This window comes from Novosphingobium sp. LASN5T (genome assembly GCF_003856955.1).
Taxonomy (GTDB): Bacteria; Pseudomonadota; Alphaproteobacteria; order Sphingomonadales; family Sphingomonadaceae; genus Novosphingobium.
Genome location: NZ_RQSI01000012.1, coordinates 48,169 through 65,398, shown reverse-complemented (window position 1 = coordinate 65,398; position 17,230 = coordinate 48,169). Strand labels below are relative to the sequence as shown.

Genomic DNA, 17,230 nt, shown 5'->3' with positions numbered 1-17,230 from the left:
ACGTCAGGCTGCTCTTGCCAGCCTGCGCAGGGTCTGTGGCGGTTGGCCATATTGGCGCATGAAGGCTTCGCGCATGCGGCGAATGTCGACAAAGCCAGCCTCTCGCGCGATCTGGTCCATGGGGTGCCGCGTCTCCTCGATCATCAGCCGCGCCGACTCCAGACGCATCTGTTCGACCGCCTTGGCCGGGGTGTGGCCGGTTTCGGCACGGAAGGCGCGCGCGAACTGGCGGGGCGAGAGGGCCGCGACTTCAGCCAGTTCCTCGACGGTCAGCGGATTGGCGAGGTGGGACTTGGCGAAGATCAACGCCTTCTGAATGCGGTCGCTGCTGGGGGCAAGTTCGAGCAGTTCGGAGTGCTGCGACTGCCCCCCGGCGCGACGGTGGTGCATGACAAGCCGGCGGGCGATGGCGCCTGCCACGTCACGCCCGAGATCCTTCTCGATCAACGCCACCGCAAGATCGAGCCCGGCGGTGAGGCCGGCCGATGTCCAGACTGCACCCTCGTTGATGAAGATGCGATCGTCCTCGACGCGGACGTTCGGGAAATCCTCGCGCATCTGGCGGGCATAGGACCAGTGCGTGGTGGCGCGATGGCCATCGAGCAGGCCCATCTGCGCGAGCAGGAACGCGCCGGTGCAGAGCCCGGCCACCCGGCGTGATTCGCGGGCCATCGTGCGCAGCGTTTCTAGCGTCGGTTCGTCCTGCCGTGGCGGAGGCGCAAGGCCGGCGAGCAGCAGCAGGGTGTCGACCTGGCCGACTTGTGCGATCGGGACGGTGGGAATGGCAAAGCCGCTGGACGACATGACGAGGCCGCCATTCACCGATGCTATCGAGAGCGTATAGTAATCCTCTCCCTTCACGGCGTTGGCGAGTTCGAAGGCCGCCTGCACGCCCAGCGCAAGGAACTGGAAGCCGGGGGTGAGCACCATGGAAACGTGTGGCATGCGCAGCTCCGAAAACGATGTCCTAAAAACGTAGTTTATACGTCATATCAGACATGCGCCGATGCGTCCATAAGGTCCGTGTCGAGAGCGATGGCGCTCTCCCCACAACAAAAGGACCAGGACCATGAGCACCACGAACAAAGGAACCGCTCTCATCACCGGCGCATCGACCGGCATCGGCGCCATCTACGCCGACCGCCTTGCGGCACGCGGTTACGACCTCATTCTCGTTGCCCGCAACAGGGACAAGCTGCAGGCACTTGCCGCACAGATCTCGGACAAGACCGGCCGATCGGTAGAAGTGCTGGCCGCCGACCTCGGCGATGCTGCTGACCTGGCCCGGGTCGAAAGAGTGCTGCGCGAGGATGCCAGCGTGACGGCGCTGGTCAACAACGCCGGGATCGGCACCCACACCACGCTGCTGGAAAGCGATGTCGAGAAGATGGCGGCGATGGTCCAGCTGAATGTCACGGCCTTGATGCGCCTGACCTACGCCGCGGTGCCGGGCTTCGTTGCCCGTGGGGGCGGCACGGTGATCAACATCGCCTCGATCGTCGCGGTTGCGCCCGAACTGCTCAACGGCGTCTATGGCGGCACCAAGGCCCTCGTGCAGGCCTTCACCACTTCACTCAATCACGAACTGGCCGACAAGGGCATTCGTGCCCAGGCCGTCCTGCCCGGCGCCACCCGCACCGACTTCTGGGCCCTGGGCGGGCTGCCGGTCGAGCACCTGCCGACCGAGATCGTGATGGATGCCGAGGATATGGTCGATGCCGCGCTGGCCGGCCTTGACCAGGGCGAGACCGCCACGATCCCTGCGCTGCGCGACATCGCACTGTGGAACGCCTTCGAGGCCGCCCGCGCCGCGCTCGGTCCCCAGCTTTCCGCCACTCGCTCCGCCCCGCGCTTCCACGTCGCGGCCTGACCCTCCGGCCTCACACCCTCTCCAGATCAAAGGCCCATTCCCATGAAACTCAACGGCAACACTATCTTCATCACCGGCGGCACCAGCGGTATCGGCCGTGGCCTAGCCGAGGCGCTTCACAAGCTCGGCAATCAGGTGATCATCTCGGGCCGCCGCACCGCGCTGCTCGACGAGGTTACGGCCGCCAACCCCGGCATGGCGTCGATCCAGCTCGACGTGACCAGCCTCGAAAGCATCCAGGGCGCCGCGCGTGAACTGATCGAGCGTTTCCCGGACCTCAACGTCGTCTTCAACAACGCCGGCTTCATGCCCTTCGACGACGTTGCCGGCCCCGTGGACGACGACCTGGCGCAAGAACTGATCACCACCAACCTGCTCGGGCCGATCCGGGTGACATCCGCTCTGATCGAGCATCTCAAGACCAAGGCGGAGGCGACCGTGCTCTACACCAGCAGCGTGCTCGCCTATGTGCCGATCGCCAGCAATGCGATCTATTCGGCGACCAAGGCCGCGCTCCATTCCTATGCGCTGTCGCAGCGGTTCCAGCTGCGTGGCACCGGCGTCCGGGTGCAGGAAATCGCGCCGCCGTGGGTCGATACCGACCTGATCTACAAGAGCGGCGATCCCCGCGCGATGCCGCTGCCCGACTTCATCGAGCAGACGCTGGTGGCGCTGGCGACCGACGCGCCCGAGGTGATCGTCGAGGGGATCAAGGCCATGCGCGACAACCCCGGCGCCAACGAACACGCCCTGTTCGAAGCCTTCAACGAGAGCCTTGTCGAAAACCCCATCCCGACCGGCGCCTGAGGCGCGGTCGACAGTCAGAAAGACGAAAGGAACGTATCATGTCCCGCATTAGCATTCCCGAAACCGCAGCGGCCCCCGAAGGATCGCAAGCCACGCTGGGCGCGATCAACGGCAAGCTGGGCCGCGTGCCCAACTTCTTCCGCGTGCTCTCCAACAGCCCGGCGGTGATCAATGCCCACGCCGCGCTCAACCAGGGGCTGGGCAAGGCGCTTGACCTCAAGACCCGCGAGCGGATCGCCCTTGCCGTGGCGGCGGTGAACGGTTGCGAATATTGCGACGCCGCACACACCTTCACCGGCTACACTTTCGCCAAGCTCAGCAAGGAGGAAGTGGATCTTGCCCGGCAGGGCACTTCCGCTGATCCTCATGCTGCTGCGGCCACGGCCTTTGCTCGCAAGGTGGCCGAGGCTCGGGGCAAGGTTTCGGCAGAAGATATCGCGGCGATCCGCCAGGCCGGTTTCAGCGACAGCCAGATCGTGGAAATAGTGGCCGTCGTTGCGGAGAATTTCTTCACCAACCTGATCAACAACGTGGCTGGCACGGACGTGGATTTCCCCTCGATCTAGGGCCACGATCCCAGGTTGTCGCAACCAAAGCCGGCAATTTTCGCAGCACCATGCGTTTTGAAAACCGCATGGTGCTGCGACCTTATCGAGTGGCAGCTAACGTCAGGAAAGGTGGCGCGGCGCGGGAGAAGGCGATGGGGATCAGGTCTGCGCCTTCACCGGCAACCGAAACGGCGCCCCGAGCCGATTGAAAGCGTTCATGGCTGCGATCGTGATCGTGAGATCGACCAGGTCCTTCGGCGCGAACGCCGCCGCCGCCGCTGCGTAAGCTTCATCCGATGCATGAGTCTCGCTGACCAGCGTCACCTCTTCGGCCCAGGCAAGGGCCGCGCGATACTGGTCGGAAAACAGGTGAGGCACTTCAGCCCAGACCGGCAGCAGGACGACCTTGTCGACCGCCATGGTCTTCAGCAGATCGCGCGTGTGCAGGTCGATGCAATGGGCGCAGCCATTGATCTGCGACACGCGCAGGGAGATCAGATGGATCAGCTCATCCGGCAGATCGGTGCCCGTGGTCACATAATGGTGGACGCCGTATAGCGCCTTGGCGCCCTGCGGGGCGATCTCATGCCAGGTCAGCCTGGTGGTTTCGTTCATGATAGCTTCCTTCGTCTTCGGTGCCGCCCAGAGGGGATCATCGACTTGACGACGCAGGGGCGCGCAATGTGACACGCCCGTCGATTTTTTTGCCGGGGTGGGGGCGGGATCATTTCACAGCCGGATAGGCCGTGGTTGGAAAGGTGCCAGCAACCCGGAGGGCAGCCGATGTATCGCATCATCCTGGAATGCTACGGAGTTCCCCCAGCAGAGCGTGAGGAACCGGCGCGCGACATCACCGAAGCGTTTCGGCTTCATTCTCCGCACGAACCGATGTCCGATGCACTTTTGTGGGTATGGGGCGCCGAGAATGACTGGCGACCTCAAGCTGGTGAGCGTCGAACGCTTTCCTGAAGTTGCCTGCATCGGGTGGGGGCAGGACCCACTACGTCGACGATCGCCCATTGATTTTTTGGTGACCCCTACGGGAATCGAACCCGTGTTTCAGCCGTGAGAGGGCCGCGTCCTGACCGCTAGACGAAGGGGCCGATGTAGGTCGGGCGGGCGATGAAAAAGCACCATGCCGCGCCTGATCGGGCGGAAGCTAGTGGTGACCCCTACGGGAATCGAACCCGTGTTTCAGCCGTGAAAGGGCCGCGTCCTGACCGCTAGACGAAGGGGCCACTGGGCTAGCGCCGCTGGGCAGGACCGCGCCTCTACGGGGGTGAGGGCGGTCCGTCAAGCGCCGATTTCATCATTTTCCTCAGTCGGCGAATGCCGCGTCCTCGACGTGCAATTCGGCGGTGGGGCGGCTGCCCCAGTCATCGATCCGGGCGCGTCCGGCGAGCCAGAGTTGACGGCCCCTGGTGCCGTGAAGCAGCGTCTGTCCCAGCTCGCTGGCGGCGGCGCGAAAAGCGATGGCCTTGAACGACCGGCCATCGGCCCCGCTTGCCACCATGCGGACGTGATCGGTGCCGACCAGGTCGCACTTGACCAGCCGCACCGGCCCCACGGCGATGCGCGGCCCCGGCCATCCCACGCCATACGGCCCGCCGGCTTCGAGCGTGGTGACGAGATCGGGCGTCAGTCCGCCGGGGTTGAGCGACAGGTCCAGCAGCAGCGATTGCGTGGCGCGCGCCGAGGCGACATCGCGCGCCAGCCGTTCGTCCAGCCAGTCGGCCAGCCGGGGGAGGGTGGCGGGATCGATGGTGAGGCCGCAGGCCATGGCGTGCCCGCCGCCCGCCACCAGCAGCCCGTTCTCGCGCGCGGCGATGATCGCAGCGCCCAGGTCCACCCCCGCGATCGAACGGCCCGATCCCTTGCCGTTGCCGGCTTCGTCGGCGTCGAGCGCGATGACCAGCGTGGGCTTGCCGGTCTTTTCCTTGATGCGGCCGGCGACGATGCCGATCACGCCGGGGTGCCAGCCTTCGCCGGCCAGGACGTTGACCGCGCGGTTGTGCTGGCCATCGACCTGCATTTCGGCCGCTTCCTGCACCGCCTGTTCGATCGCGCGGCGTTCGTCGTTGAGCATGGACAGGCGCGTCGCGATGTCGCGCGCCTCTTCCGCGTCGTTGGTGGTGAGCAGGCGGACGCCGAGCGAGGAATCGCCGATGCGCCCCGCTGCGTTGATGCGCGGGCCGAGCGCGAAGCCCAGATCGCTGCAGGTGGGCGCGCGGTTGAGCCGGCTGGCGTCGATCAGCGCGGCAAGGCCGGTGTTCTCGCGCTTGGCCATGACCTTGAGACCCTGCGCCACCAGCGCGCGGTTGAGCCCCTTCAACTGCGCCACATCGGCCACGGTGCCCAGGGCGACGAGATCGAGCAGGCCCATCAGGTCCGGCGCGGGGCGACCGTCGAAATAGCCGCGCGCGCGCAGCGTGCGGACCGTGGCGACGGCCAGCAGGAATGCGACGCCGACAGCAGCAAGGTGTCCGTGAAGGGCCGCCTCGTCGCTTTCGTCCAGCCTGTTCGGATTGACCAGTGCGGCGGTGATGGGAAGCTCTGGCGGGCACTTGTGGTGATCGACGACGATCACGTCCACGCCTTCGGCATGGGCGGCGGCCAGCGCTTCGTGCGCCATCGCCCCGCAATCGACCGTCACGATCAGCGAGGAGCCTTCGCGCGCCAGCCGGACCAGCGCCTCGCCCGAGGGGCCATAGCCTTCGAGCAGGCGGTCGGGGATATAGGCGCGCGCCTCCACGCCAAGGTCGCGCAGCAGGCGGATCAACAGCGCGGCGCTGGTGGCGCCATCGACGTCGTAATCGCCATAGACGGTGATCGCCTCGCGCGCGGTCACGGCGGAAGCCAGCCGTTCGGCCGCCGCGTCCATGTCGCGGAACAGCGAGGGGTCGGGCATGAAATCGCGCAGCGTGGGGCGGCGGTGGCGCTCCAGATCCTCGCGCGCGACGCCGCGCGAGAGAAGGAGCTGGTTGACGAGATCGTCGGCCAGGCTGCCGTGCCAGCCGCCAAGGTCCATGTTGCCGCCGCGCCAGCGCCAGGCGAGGCCGGAGAAGGAATGGGTGACAGCGGAAATCGGGATCATGATCCGGATGCGCTAGCCTATTGCCAAAGGGCCGCAAAGCGGTTGACTGTAATCAATGGCGGACAATGCCTTGAGTCACATAATTCGGCGCAAAAGAACGCCATGATGGTCGCGCAGGATCACACGCGGACTTCCGGAGCCTGCTTCCGGTTCCCGCGCTGCCACGAGGGATGACCACGGGGGATGACATGGGCAATCTGATGACGACGAAGCGGATGCTGGCCTGCGGCGGCCTGTTGCTGATCGCCGGTGGCAGCGTGCTGACCGCGCAGAACGCGGCCGCGCCGGTCGCGCGCTACGAGATGCGCGCCGGCACCATATCCGGCATGGCGGGGATGCGCGGCGGCGGCATGGGTGCTGCGCTGGGCATGGCCTTTGGCGGCGGGGGAGGCGGCGCGCAGCATGAGCTGTGGCTGGAACTCGGCTCCAGCCGCACCGCGGCCGATGGCAAGCCCAAGGCGGACCATTTCATGCCGGCCGGCGCGCGGCTGGGCAAATCGGTGGCGCTGAAGACGCCGGAGCGCACGCCGACCGCGCCGGGCGAGACGCATTTCGAGCGGCCCACCGGACGGATGCTGATCTTCTGGGGCTGCGGGGAACACGCGCCCAAGGGGCAGCCGGTCATTATCGATTTCGCCAAGATCGCGGCGGGGCAGATGCCGCCGGGCCTGTGGTCCAGCGCGGTGCCGCTCGATCGCTATGTCACGCCGGCCAACAGCCGGACCTATGGCCAGTGGCCGTCGGATGATGGCAAGTCGGCCCGGCCTGACAGTTCGCTGATCGGCGCGCACCGTATCGCCGGCAATTACGCGCCCGACATCAACTTCACGCTGACCAAGGACTTCATGGGCGCGTTGCAGGGATCGTCCGCCGCGCAGCCGGGCGGAGCCACGCTGCTGCGCTGGAACGCCTTGCCCGGCGCGACCGGCTATCACGCCTCGATCATCGGGGGGAAGCAGGGTGGGCGCGGCAGCAACCAGCCGGTGGATATCGTGTGGTGGTCGTCCAGCGCGACGCGCGAGTTCGGTGGCGGTCTGGCGGACTGGCTGGCGCCGGCCACCGTCGCGCGGCTGGTCGCCAACCGCACCGTGCTGTCGCCGCAGACGACGACCTGCACCGTGCCGGCCGAGGTCAAGCAGGCCGCGCCCGACTATATGTTCGGCTCGATCTACGCTTATGGCCCGGAGGAGGACTTCGCCTATCCGCCGCGTCCCGCCGATCCCAAAATCGCGTGGAAGCCGGAATGGACCGCGCGTATTCGCCACCGTTCGATGACCGGCTTCCTCGTCGGCATGGAAGGCCTTGGCGCGGCGAACGGGGCGCAGCCGCAGCGCGAATGCCCAACCAAGCCGAAGAAGCGTGGCCTCGGCGGGCTGGGTGGGCTGATCGGCGGCGCGCTGGGCGCACCCACGGGCGGTCAGGACGGCTGCTGACCGCGAATGCTGGCGATCATCTGGCATAGCAGGACCGGCGCGGCGCGGGCGCTGGCGCACGCCGCGTATGGCGGCGCGTCGCGCGGCGGGCCGGTCGTCTGATCGCCGCAGCCGACGCCGTGCCCGACATGCTGCTGGATGCCGGCGGCTATCTGTTCTGTTGCCCGGAAAATCTGGGGGCGATGACCGGCGCGATGAAGGAGTTTTTCGATTGCGCCTATTACCCGTTGCTGGGCCGGATCGAGGGGCGGCCCTATGCCACGATCATCGCCGCCGGATCGGACGGGGAAGGCGCGCGGCGGCAGATCGACCGGATCGCCACCGGCTGGCGGCTGCGCCGCGTGGCTGATCCTTTCACTGTCCTGCTCGATGCGCAGACGCCGGAACGCATCCAGGAGGTGAAGACCGTGCCGCCCGAACACCTCGAAGCGGCCGGAGCGCTGGGAGAAGCGCTTTCACGGGGGCTGGAGATGGGGATATTCTGAAGGTCGCCTGCCTGCCGCGATGCTGTCCAAGTCGGTCCTAAGTCGGGATGGACCCGCCGTGGTGCGGTGATACCATCGCTTTGGTGCAGGGTGTGCGGGAGAGCAGGCATTGACGGGTGAGCGAACGAAGGGCCAAATCCGGCTTGCCGCGCTGCTGTTCGACCCGGAAGCACGGCCCGACGCGGGGCAGATCGCGGATCTCTCGGCACTGCACGGGCGTTTTTCCGTTTCCAACTGGTCCGATGAGCATGCCGGCATCGTGGAACTGCTGCACGAGGGGTTGACCTTCGACATGGGGCATTTGTGCCCAGCCCAGGCGCTCCACATTGACGGGTTGGTGCATCGGGTGGAGTTGCCTCAAGACCTGGACGTAGATGCACTGTACGCCGTCGATCTCCTTCCCTCGCCGCACCTGGCGGGTGCCGGAAGGTTGTTGCCTGTGCTTCGGGTAATGGCGGACCTGCTTATCGATTTGACCACCCTGCCGGGATTGCGGGCGGTGGCATGGTGTCCCGCCCGCACGGTCATGTCGCCGGCGTGGTTCACCGAGGCTTGCGGTGCGTGGCTTGCGGGGGGGCCGTTCCCCGCTCTGGCATTGACGGCGCTGCACCGGGGGCGGGATGGCGGCATTGCCAGCGAGGGGCTGGCGTTCCTGACAGGGCAGGAGTTCGCGTTGCGTCCGCGGCCTGGCGTTTCGGTCGATCAGGATGCACGCGTGGCGGTGCGGCTCACGGACTGGCTGGTCGCGCACGGGCGCGTGGACGGGCCTTGCGATGCCTTGCTGCCAGGCGGCGGCGCGGTGCGCATCGAGCCTGATGGCAGCGACAAGCTCCTGGTGCGGTGCCGCTGACGCGTCCGGCATTGCCGTTCCGGCTGGTCAATTCACCGGGCCTTCCCGGCTATGCGCCCGGCCTTCAGCGGCACCATCTTCTGCCCCGCCAGTTGCTGGGGCAGCGCTCGCTGGAGGGTATGATCCGGTATCTGGGATCGGACCGGCTCGGCTTCGAGGATTTCCGCCGCAACGGCTTGCTATTGCCTGCGACCGAACGTGCCGCGCAAAGGATCGGCCTTCCGCTGCATCGCGGGCCGCACCGGCGCTATAACGAGGTGGTGGTCGACCGGGCCGGCCAGATCGAGTTCCATTGGCGCAAGGTGCGTGCCCGGCATGGCGACCGGGCGGATGTTGAGGCGCTTATGCGTTTCGACTTGCTGCAGCGCGCGTTGCGTCGCCGTCTGCTGGATCCCGCGCGATGGCGCGGGGCGCCACTCAACCGCCGCGATCCCGCTCTGGATTTCAGCCACCTCGACAGGATGGCGGATTTCCTGTGGAGCGGGACCGCCGCGTGAAAGTCAGGACAGGAATGGTGCGGTGTTCGCCGCCAAGGCGCTGGCCGCCGCCTTGTATTGCTGTTCCAGCCTGGCGACGCGCTCGGCCACGGATTCGACGGCCTTGACCGCGCCGATGCCCTGGCCCGAACCCCAGATATCCTTCCATGCCTTGGCGTCGGTGTTCCCGCCCGAACCGAAGTTCATCTTCGACGGATCGCTGACAGGCAGGTTGTCGGGATCGAGGCCAGCGTTCTGGATCGAGCTGCGCAGATAGTTGCCGTGAACGCCGGTGAACAGGTTGGAATAGACGATGTCGCTGGCCGAACTGTCGACGATGGCCTGCTTGTAAGCATCGATCGCGCGTGCTTCGTGCGTGGCGATCCACGCGGAGCCGATATAGGCGAAGTCGGCGCCCAGCGCCTGCGCGGCCAGCACCGAATTGCCGTGGGCGATGGCGCCCGACAGCGCGATCAGGCCATCGAACCAGCTGCGGATTTCGCGCACCAGCGCAAAGGGGGACTGCGCGCCGGCGTGGCCGCCCGCGCCGGCCGCCACCGGGATCAGCCCGTCCGCGCCTTTTTCGATCGCCTTGCGCGCGAACATGTCGTTGATGACGTCATGCAGCACGATGCCGCCCCAGCGGTGCGCCGCCTGATAGACGTCCTCGCGCGCGCCGAGCGAGGTGATGAGCATCGGCACCTGCCACTTCTCACACAGTGCCATGTCTTCATCGAGGCGGTTGTTGGTGCGGTGGACGATCTGATTCACCGCGAACGGAGCGGCCGGCCGATCCGGATGCGCGCGGTTGTGCGCAGCGAGTTCCTCGGTGATCTGGTGCAGCCATTCGTCAAGCTGGCTGATCGGCCGGGCGTTGAGCGAGGGGAAGCTGCCGACGACGCCCGCCTTGCACTGGGCGATCACCAGCTCTGGCCCGGAAATGATGAACAGCGGCGAAGCGATGACGGGGAGGCGCAGGTTCTGGAACAGGGCGGGCAACGGCATGGATCAGCTCTCTCGCAATTCGTTTAATCGATCGATTAACGGCTGCATATGCAGTCGCGCGCGTCAAGTCAAAGGTTCGCGCGGGCGTGGCGTTCAGCCGGCCGGCAGGACGTCTTCGATCCCGTAAACCCGCGCGGCGGTTCCGGCAAAGAGCGCGCGCTTTTCCGCCGCCGAAGCGCCGGCGGACAGGCGCTTGAACGCGTTCCAGAGGGTCACGTAGTCAGCGCCCCATTTGTCGACCGGGAAGTTGCTTTCGAACATGGCGCGGTGCGGCCCGAACGCATCGATGCAGGTTTCGATATAGGGCCGCCACATCGCGGCGAGCGCGATCGAAGAGAAGCCCTCGGCCGGCCCTTCCTCGGGCATCCCGCAGAAGGCCATGGCAAGGCCGCCGAGCTTGATCGACACGTTCGGGCATTCGGCCAGCGTGCGGATGGCCGACCGCCAGGTATCGAACCGGTCCGGCAGCTTGCCGCGATAGCTGGCGATGTTGAGCGGCGTGCCGCAGTGATCGAGCACGATGGTGGTATCGGGAAAGGCGCGCGCCAGATCGATCACGTCCTGCAATTGCGGTTCCAGCACCCAGGCATCGAACGTCAGCCCCATCGGGGCGAGGTGGCGGAAACCGGCGCGGAAGGCATCGCTGGCGAGCAGGCCGGGCGGGGCGTGGAACGGCGGCCCGAGCACTTCGGGGTCGGCATCCCACGCCCCCTGGTGGCGGATGCCGCGAAAGCGGCCGTTGCCGGCTGCCGCAAGCGCTTCGAGCACGGGTTGCGCCGCATCGCCCAGCGTCAGGTCGGCGTGGCCGATGATCGCGGCGCAGGCGCGCAGATCGCCATAAATGCCACTGGCACTTTGCGCGGCGACGCCGTTGACGAATTCCACTTCGCCCACGGGGCGCAAGTCTGCGCGGGCGTCGGCGCGATAGAACGCGCCGCATTCCATATAGACGGTGCCTACCACGCGATGCCCGCTCTGCGCATCGGCGCGCAGATGATCGAACACGTAGAGCGGGGAAAGCGCCGCCGCCTGGATGAACGGGTGATGCGGTTCCGGAAAGGCGGCCAGAAGCGGCGAAAGATCCCACAGGTGATGGTGCGGGTCGATGATCGGAAGATCAGGTTCCAGAATCGCTTCAGGCATGTCGGCTCCCAAATGCACGGCCTCTTGCGGGCCTGCGCCGAACTATGGAGCAGGCCACACAAGAAGCAAGAGCGGCAAGGGGGGATGCCGTCGGAATTTTAACCGATCGGTGAAACGCTATCAGCGCGCGGTGTTGGCCGCGCTGAGAATGGCGCGGACGCTGGCCGTGGCCACGTCCTCGTCGATGCCCACACCCCAGATCACGCGCCCGTCGGGCAGCGCGCATTCGACATAGGCCGCTGCGCGCGCATTGGTGCCGCTGCCCATGGCGTGTTCGGAATAATCGCGAATCTCGATGTCCACGCCGAACCCCTCGCGCAGCGTAGCCACGACCGAGGAAATGAGGCCGTTGCCGCGCCCGCTGACGGTCTGGATCTGGCCGTCGATCTCGATCTTGCCGGCGAACACGCGGGTGCCATCGGGCGCGCGCGATTCCTCATAGTCGACAAGCTGGAAGTGCTGCGGGGACTCAAGGCGATAGACCTTGCGGAACACATCCCAGATGTCGCCCGCCTGCAGTTCACGGCCAACCTCGTCCGCCAGTTCCTGCACGTGCCGGCTGAAGTGCGCCTGCATCTTCTTGGGCAGCTTGAGGCCCTGGTCCTGTTCCAGCACCCAGGCGAAGCCGCCCTTGCCGGACTGCGAATTGACGCGGATCACCGCTTCGTAGCTGCGGCCGAGATCGGCGGGGTCGATCGGCAGGTAAGGCACGGCCCAGAGTTGGTCGTTGCGCGCTTCCTGCGCGGCAAAGCCCTTCTTGATCGCATCCTGGTGCGATCCGGAAAAGGCCGTGAACACCAGTTCGCCGCCATAGGGATGGCGGGCCGGCACGGGCAGTTGATTGCAATATTCGACCGTCTGGATCACCTGGTCGATGTCCGAGAAATCCAGTTCCGGATCAACGCCCTGCGTGTACAAGTTGAGTGCGACGGTGACGAGGCAGCAGTTGCCGGTGCGCTCGCCATTGCCGAACAGGCAACCTTCCACGCGATCGGCGCCGGCCATCAGGCCCAGTTCGGCGGCTGCGACGCCGGTGCCGCGATCGTTGTGGGTGTGCAGCGAGATCACCGCGCTTTCGCGGTTCGGCAGGTTGCGGCAGAAATATTCGATCTGGTCGGCGTAGATGTTCGGCGTCGCGGCTTCCACCGTCGCCGGCAGGTTCAGGATGATGGGCTTTTCGGGCGTGGGCCGCAGCACGTCCATCACCGCTTCGCAGCAGGCGATGCTGAAATCGAGTTCGGCGGTGGAGAAGGTCTCCGGGCTGTATTCGAAATGCCAGTCGGTCTGCGGGAAGCGCGCGGCCTGATCGCGCAGGTTCTTGGCCCCGGCGATGGCGATGTCCTTGATCTGCGCCGGTTCCATGCCGAACACCACCGTGCGCCACAGCGGCGATACCGCGTTATAGACATGGACGATCGCCTGCTTGGCCCCGGCCAGGCTTTCGAACGAGGTCTTGATCAGGTCGTCGCGCGATTGGGTCAGTACCTGGACGAACACGTCATCGGGAATGTGGCCGCCGTCGACCAGACCGCGGATGAAATCGTACTCGGTCGCGCCGGCGCTGGGGAAGCCGACTTCGATTTCCTTGAGGCCCACCTTCACCAGCAGATCGAAGAAGCGCTGCTTCTTGTCGGCATCCATCGGATCGATCAGCGACTGGTTGCCATCGCGCATGTCGGTGGAAAGCCAGCGCGGCGCCTTGGTGATAGTGCGGCTGGGCCACTGGCGGTTGGGCAGGTCGATCTGCGGAAACGGGCGGTACTTGACCGAAGGGTCTTTCAACATGGTCATCTCGGGAAAACTCGGAGCTTGCAGGCCGCTGTGGCCCTGTAATGTGACGTGCGATTTGTGTCCCCTGGGCGCCGCGCACGCCGTGGGACCGACGCGTCAGCTCACGCCCAAGGGCGAATAAGTCGAAGGGTAAGGTCCAGCCGAGCGATCATGGCACAAGCCTATGGTCAATTCGCAAGCGCTTGTCCAGAATGAATGGAGCACGAAAGACGGGTGCGGGCTGCACCTGCGATCAGGAGAGGATACCCGCGCACATGCAGATCGAACCGTTCACGCTCCACGTTCCGCAGACGCAGATCGACGACCTTCACCGGCGGATCGACATGACGCGCTGGGCCGAACAGGAAACGGTGGACGACTGGTCGCAGGGCACGCCGCTGGCGGCGTTGCGCGAACTGGTCCGCTACTGGCGCGAAGAGTACGACTGGCGCCGGTGCGAGGCGTGGCTGAACGCGACCGGCCAGTTCACCGCCCGGATCGACGGACTGTCGATCCACTTCCTGCACGTCCGTTCGCGTCACGAAAACGCCACGCCGCTGGTGCTGACGCACGGCTGGCCGGGTTCGATCCTGGAGTTCCGCAACTGCATTGCGGCGCTGACCGATCCTGAAGCGCACGGCGGCACGGCGGAGGATGCGTTCCATGTCGTCATTCCCGCGCTGCCGGGCTTCGGTTTTTCGGGCAAGCCGACGCAGGCTGGCTGGGGCGTCGAAAGGATCGGGCGGGCCTGGGGCGAACTGATGCGCGGGCTGGGTTATGCGCGCTGGTTCGCGCAAGGGGGCGACTGGGGATCGGCGGTGACGACCGCGATTGCGCTGCAGAAGGTCGAGGGATGCGCCGGCATCCACCTCAACATGCCTATCGCGCGGCCGCAGCCTGAAGACCTTGCCGCGCCTTCGCCCACCGAAGTGCGCGCGCTGACCGCGCTCCAGCACTATCAGGACTGGGATTCGGGCTATTCCAAGCAGCAGCAGACCCGCCCGCAGACGGTGGGATATGGCCTGGTCGATTCGCCCGTGGGGCAGGCCGGCTGGATCTATGAAAAGATGTGGGCGTGGACGGACAATGCCGGACGGGCCGAAGACGCGCTCGATCGGGACGCCATTCTGGACAATATCATGCTCTACTGGCTGCCGGCGGCCGGTGCTTCCTCCGCCCGTCTGTACTGGGAAAGTTTTGGCAGTTTCGCGGCAAAGGATATCGATCTGCCCGTAGCGGTCAGCGCGTTTCCCAAGGAGATTTTGCCCACGCCGCGCAAGTGGGCGGAACGGCATTATCGCAAACTCGTCCACTGGGGAGACATGGAGAAGGGCGGGCACTTCGCGGCATGGGAGCAGCCCGAAGCGTTCGTACGCGAACTGCGGATCGCATTCGGCAAGATGCGCTGAACGGACAGACCGCGCGGTTCAGCCGCAGCGCGCGGAGACCACCAAGCCGTTCTCGTTGACCATCACGTTCAGGCGCTCGGGCGCGAAATCCTCGGTCACGACGTTGCCCGGGTGAACCCAGCGGATCACTTCGTGGTTGACCGCCTTGCGCACCGCCAGGTGGAGATCGAGCGTTTCGCGCTTGCCGAGAACACCCTGCACCTTTTCCGCGCCACAGCTGGCCGCGGGCAGGGGGTCGGCAAGTTCCGCCGTTTCGCTGCCCGCGCTTGGGGGAGCGTCTTCGAAAGCGCCGACGGCTTCATAAGCCTTCGCGCCCGATTCCTCGGCTTGTTGCGACGGCTTGGAATCGCACCCGCCAAGAGCGCTGCACAGGACCAGCCCGCCCGAAACGGCCAGTGCGCGAACCATGGATAGTTATCCTTCGTGATGTCTCCAGAATGGAGATAATCAGACAGAAGTTACTGGTCCATTGCCATTCGTCGAATGGAGGAGATGTTTGTGGAATAAAAACGGTGCGGACCGTGCCCGCACCCTTGGGATACGTGCATTGGCAGCACACCGAAGCCCGGAAGGGCCGGGGCGCGCCAGCGGCGGCGCCCCGGTGCCTCGCCATCAGTTCTTGGTCTGATCGACCAGCTTGTTGGCGCCGATCCAGGGCATCATCGCGCGCAGCTTGGCGCCGGTTTCCTCGATCGGGTGACGCTTGGCGGCGATGCGCGAAGCCTTCAGTTCGGGCTGCCCGGCGCGGTTGTCGAGCACGAAGTCCTTGACGAAGCGGCCCGACTGGATGTCGGCCAGAACGCGCTTCATTTCCTTCTTGGTTTCATCGGTGATGATGCGCGGGCCGGTCTTGATATCACCGTATTCGGCGGTGTTCGAGATCGAGTAGCGCATGTTGGCGATGCCGCCTTCGTACATCAGGTCGACGATCAGCTTCAGTTCGTGCAGGCATTCGAAGTACGCCATTTCCGGCGCGTAGCCGGCTTCAACCAGCGTTTCGAACCCGGCCTGGACCAGCGCGGTGGCGCCGCCGCAGAGCACGGCCTGCTCACCGAACAGGTCGGTTTCGCATTCCTCGCGGAAGTTGGTTTCGATGATGCCCGAACGGCCGCCGCCAACGCCCGAGGCATAGGCGAGGGCGATGTCGTGCGCGTTGCCGGTGGTGTCCTGATGCACGGCGACAAGGCAGGGCACGCCGCCGCCCTTCACGTATTCGCCGCGCACGGTGTGGCCCGGCCCCTTGGGCGCGATCATGATCACGTCGATGTCGGCGCGCGGTTCGATCAGGCCGAAGTGGATGTTGAGGCCGTGCGCGAAGGCGAGCGCCGCGCCGGGCTTCAGGTTGGCGTGCAGGTCGGCGGCGTAGATCGCGGCCTGGTGTTCGTCCGGAGCCAGGATCATGAGTACGTCGGCCCAGGCGGCGGCATCGGCGTTCGCCAGAACCTTGAAGCCGGCGGCTTCGGCCTTCTTGGCGCTGGCCGATCCGGGGCGCAGCGCGATGGCCACTTCCTTCACGCCCGAATCGCGTAGGTTCTGCGCGTGGGCGTGGCCCTGGCTGCCATAGCCCAGGATGGCGATCTTCTTGCCCGTGATCAGGTTCAGGTCGGTATCGGCGTCGTAATAAACCTTCATTGTGCTTTCCCTCGTCCAGTTCGCCATGCTGAAGCGGGTTCAGCATCCATCGGGGCCGTTCAGCGCCGCCCTATCGGGAAAAATGGACCCCGAAACAAGCCGGGGTGACGTAGTTCTTCAGAATGTCCGTTGCAGGATCGGTTTGACGTTCAGGCGGCGTTCGCGCCCCGGATCATGCCGACGATCCCGGTGCGGCCGACCTCGACCAGCCCCAGTTCGCGCATCAGGCCCACGAACGTGTTGATCTTGTCCGGCGTGCCGGTCAGTTCGAACACGAAGCTGTGCGTGGTGGTGTCCACCACCTTGGCGCGGAACACGTCGGCCAGCCGCAGCGCTTCCACGCGCGCGTCGCCGGTGCCGGCCACTTTGATCAGCGCCAGTTCGCGTTCGACGTAAGGCCCCACCTCGGTCAGGTCGGTCACCTTGTGAACCGGCACCAGCCGTTCCAGCTGGGCGTGGATCTGGTCTATGATTTCCGGCGGGCCGTGCGTCACGATGGTGATGCGGCTCACGTCGTGCTCGTCGGTGATGTCCGCCACCGTCAGGCTGTCGATGTTATAGCCGCGCGCGGTGAACAGGCCGGCGATCTTGGCAAGAATGCCGGCTTCGTTGTCGACCATGACGGTCAGGACGTGGCGTTCGGACGCCTGTTCCTTGATCTTCATCACTGTAAGGTTTTCCTCTGGGCGCAATCGTCGGTCCGCGCCG

At 65.8% G+C, this 17,230-nt stretch carries 17 protein-coding genes, 2 tRNA genes and 1 pseudogene; 9 read left to right on the top strand and 11 right to left on the bottom strand.

Annotated elements, in window-relative coordinates; translation table 11 throughout:
- Positions 1-3: 3 nt before the first annotated feature.
- Positions 4-945, bottom strand: a complete 942-nt coding sequence (locus EH199_RS10100) for a GlxA family transcriptional regulator (RefSeq protein WP_223806599.1) — start codon at positions 943-945, stop codon at positions 4-6.
- Between the two features lie 124 nt (positions 946-1,069).
- Between EH199_RS10100 and EH199_RS10095 the strand changes: the two genes are divergently transcribed.
- The 3 genes from EH199_RS10095 to EH199_RS10085 are packed head-to-tail and all read left to right on the top strand — an operon-like array spanning position 1,070 to position 3,243.
- On the top strand, positions 1,070-1,870 hold the full coding sequence (locus tag EH199_RS10095; protein WP_124809128.1) for an SDR family oxidoreductase: 801 nt from the start codon (positions 1,070-1,072) through the stop codon (positions 1,868-1,870).
- Between the two features lie 42 nt (positions 1,871-1,912).
- Entirely contained in the window at positions 1,913-2,677 is a 765-nt protein-coding gene (locus EH199_RS10090) for an SDR family oxidoreductase (RefSeq protein WP_124809127.1), read from the top strand.
- 38 nt (positions 2,678-2,715) lie between these two features.
- On the top strand, positions 2,716-3,243 hold the full coding sequence (locus tag EH199_RS10085) for a carboxymuconolactone decarboxylase family protein (protein WP_124809126.1): 528 nt from the start codon (positions 2,716-2,718) through the stop codon (positions 3,241-3,243).
- 141 nt (positions 3,244-3,384) lie between these two features.
- Here EH199_RS10085 and EH199_RS10080 read toward each other — a convergent pair whose 3' ends face one another.
- A complete protein-coding gene (locus EH199_RS10080; protein WP_124809125.1) occupies positions 3,385-3,840 on the bottom strand; it encodes a carboxymuconolactone decarboxylase family protein in 456 nt (151 codons plus the stop codon).
- Between the two features lie 168 nt (positions 3,841-4,008).
- Here EH199_RS10080 and EH199_RS10075 point away from each other — a divergent pair, with 168 nt between their 5' ends.
- Entirely contained in the window at positions 4,009-4,194 is a 186-nt protein-coding gene (locus tag EH199_RS10075) for a hypothetical protein (RefSeq protein WP_124809124.1), read from the top strand.
- Positions 4,195-4,253: 59 nt separating this feature from the next.
- On the opposite strand, the gene EH199_RS10070 is transcribed toward EH199_RS10075, so the two are convergent.
- From EH199_RS10070 to recJ, 3 genes are all read right to left on the bottom strand, one after another.
- Positions 4,254-4,328 (bottom strand) — tRNA-Glu (locus tag EH199_RS10070).
- Positions 4,329-4,388: 60 nt separating this feature from the next.
- Positions 4,389-4,463: transfer RNA gene (locus EH199_RS10065), tRNA-Glu, on the bottom strand.
- 80 nt (positions 4,464-4,543) lie between these two features.
- Positions 4,544-6,319 (bottom strand): single-stranded-DNA-specific exonuclease RecJ, encoded by a 1,776-nt coding sequence (gene recJ / locus EH199_RS10060; RefSeq protein ID WP_124809123.1) that lies wholly within the window; start codon positions 6,317-6,319, stop codon positions 4,544-4,546.
- A gap of 188 nt (positions 6,320-6,507) precedes the next feature.
- Here recJ and EH199_RS10055 point away from each other — a divergent pair, with 188 nt between their 5' ends.
- From EH199_RS10055 to EH199_RS10040, 4 genes and pseudogenes are all read left to right on the top strand, one after another.
- On the top strand, positions 6,508-7,752 hold the full coding sequence (locus EH199_RS10055) for a hypothetical protein (RefSeq protein WP_223806598.1): 1,245 nt from the start codon (positions 6,508-6,510) through the stop codon (positions 7,750-7,752).
- Positions 7,753-7,758: 6 nt separating this feature from the next.
- Positions 7,759-8,237 (top strand): annotated as a pseudogene (locus tag EH199_RS10050) (NAD(P)H-dependent oxidoreductase).
- 109 nt (positions 8,238-8,346) lie between these two features.
- Positions 8,347-9,087 carry a hypothetical protein gene (locus EH199_RS10045; protein WP_124809122.1) on the top strand — a complete coding sequence of 247 codons (741 nt, stop codon included), beginning with the start codon at positions 8,347-8,349 and terminating at the stop codon, positions 9,085-9,087.
- Positions 9,078-9,584, top strand: coding sequence for an AHH domain-containing protein (locus tag EH199_RS10040; RefSeq protein ID WP_223806597.1), 507 nt, complete (start codon positions 9,078-9,080; stop codon positions 9,582-9,584). The genes EH199_RS10045 and EH199_RS10040 overlap by 10 nt, the downstream gene beginning before the upstream one ends.
- Before the next feature lie 3 nt (positions 9,585-9,587).
- On the opposite strand, the gene EH199_RS10035 is transcribed toward EH199_RS10040, so the two are convergent.
- The 3 genes from EH199_RS10035 to leuA all read right to left on the bottom strand — a co-directional run bounded on the left by EH199_RS10035 (position 9,588) and on the right by leuA (position 13,502).
- A complete protein-coding gene (locus tag EH199_RS10035; RefSeq protein ID WP_124809121.1) occupies positions 9,588-10,568 on the bottom strand; it encodes a nitronate monooxygenase family protein in 981 nt (326 codons plus the stop codon).
- A gap of 93 nt (positions 10,569-10,661) precedes the next feature.
- On the bottom strand, positions 10,662-11,711 hold the full coding sequence (locus EH199_RS10030) for an amidohydrolase (RefSeq protein ID WP_124809120.1): 1,050 nt from the start codon (positions 11,709-11,711) through the stop codon (positions 10,662-10,664).
- A 120-nt stretch (positions 11,712-11,831) separates the two neighbouring features.
- Positions 11,832-13,502, bottom strand: a complete 1,671-nt coding sequence (leuA, locus tag EH199_RS10025; protein ID WP_124809119.1) for a 2-isopropylmalate synthase — start codon at positions 13,500-13,502, stop codon at positions 11,832-11,834.
- A 254-nt stretch (positions 13,503-13,756) separates the two neighbouring features.
- Here leuA and EH199_RS10020 point away from each other — a divergent pair, with 254 nt between their 5' ends.
- Positions 13,757-14,890, top strand: coding sequence for an epoxide hydrolase family protein (locus EH199_RS10020; protein WP_124809118.1), 1,134 nt, complete (start codon positions 13,757-13,759; stop codon positions 14,888-14,890).
- Between the two features lie 18 nt (positions 14,891-14,908).
- On the opposite strand, the gene EH199_RS10015 is transcribed toward EH199_RS10020, so the two are convergent.
- From EH199_RS10015 to ilvN, 3 genes are all read right to left on the bottom strand, one after another.
- The gene (locus EH199_RS10015; RefSeq protein ID WP_124809117.1) at positions 14,909-15,298 is read right to left on the bottom strand and encodes an I78 family peptidase inhibitor; all 390 of its coding nucleotides are present in this window, start codon (positions 15,296-15,298) and stop codon (positions 14,909-14,911) included.
- 204 nt (positions 15,299-15,502) lie between these two features.
- A complete protein-coding gene (ilvC, locus tag EH199_RS10010) occupies positions 15,503-16,522 on the bottom strand; it encodes a ketol-acid reductoisomerase (RefSeq protein ID WP_124809116.1) in 1,020 nt (339 codons plus the stop codon).
- 149 nt (positions 16,523-16,671) lie between these two features.
- Positions 16,672-17,187 (bottom strand): acetolactate synthase small subunit, encoded by a 516-nt coding sequence (gene ilvN / locus EH199_RS10005; RefSeq protein ID WP_124809189.1) that lies wholly within the window; start codon positions 17,185-17,187, stop codon positions 16,672-16,674.
- Between the last annotated feature and the right edge of the window lie 43 nt (positions 17,188-17,230).

Excerpts from the sequence above, each read along its gene's own strand:
- leuA (WP_124809119.1), bottom strand. The coding sequence starts at position 13,502 with ATGACCATGTTGAAAGACCCTTCGGTCAAGTACCGCCCGTTTCCGCAG.
- EH199_RS10095 (WP_124809128.1), top strand. The coding sequence starts at position 1,070 with ATGAGCACCACGAACAAAGGAACCGCTCTCATCACCGGCGCATCGACC.
- ilvC (WP_124809116.1), bottom strand. The coding sequence starts at position 16,522 with ATGAAGGTTTATTACGACGCCGATACCGACCTGAACCTGATCACGGGC.
- EH199_RS10020 (WP_124809118.1), top strand. The coding sequence starts at position 13,757 with ATGCAGATCGAACCGTTCACGCTCCACGTTCCGCAGACGCAGATCGAC.
- recJ (WP_124809123.1), bottom strand. The coding sequence starts at position 6,319 with ATGATCCCGATTTCCGCTGTCACCCATTCCTTCTCCGGCCTCGCCTGG.
- EH199_RS10035 (WP_124809121.1), bottom strand. The coding sequence starts at position 10,568 with ATGCCGTTGCCCGCCCTGTTCCAGAACCTGCGCCTCCCCGTCATCGCT.
- EH199_RS10015 (WP_124809117.1), bottom strand. The coding sequence starts at position 15,298 with ATGGTTCGCGCACTGGCCGTTTCGGGCGGGCTGGTCCTGTGCAGCGCT.
- EH199_RS10055 (WP_223806598.1), top strand. The coding sequence starts at position 6,508 with ATGGGCAATCTGATGACGACGAAGCGGATGCTGGCCTGCGGCGGCCTG.
- ilvN (WP_124809189.1), bottom strand. The coding sequence starts at position 17,187 with ATGAAGATCAAGGAACAGGCGTCCGAACGCCACGTCCTGACCGTCATG.
- EH199_RS10090 (WP_124809127.1), top strand. The coding sequence starts at position 1,913 with ATGAAACTCAACGGCAACACTATCTTCATCACCGGCGGCACCAGCGGT.
- EH199_RS10100 (WP_223806599.1), bottom strand. The coding sequence starts at position 945 with ATGCCACACGTTTCCATGGTGCTCACCCCCGGCTTCCAGTTCCTTGCG.
- EH199_RS10080 (WP_124809125.1), bottom strand. The coding sequence starts at position 3,840 with ATGAACGAAACCACCAGGCTGACCTGGCATGAGATCGCCCCGCAGGGC.
- EH199_RS10085 (WP_124809126.1), top strand. The coding sequence starts at position 2,716 with ATGTCCCGCATTAGCATTCCCGAAACCGCAGCGGCCCCCGAAGGATCG.
- EH199_RS10075 (WP_124809124.1), top strand. The coding sequence starts at position 4,009 with ATGTATCGCATCATCCTGGAATGCTACGGAGTTCCCCCAGCAGAGCGT.
- EH199_RS10030 (WP_124809120.1), bottom strand. The coding sequence starts at position 11,711 with ATGCCTGAAGCGATTCTGGAACCTGATCTTCCGATCATCGACCCGCAC.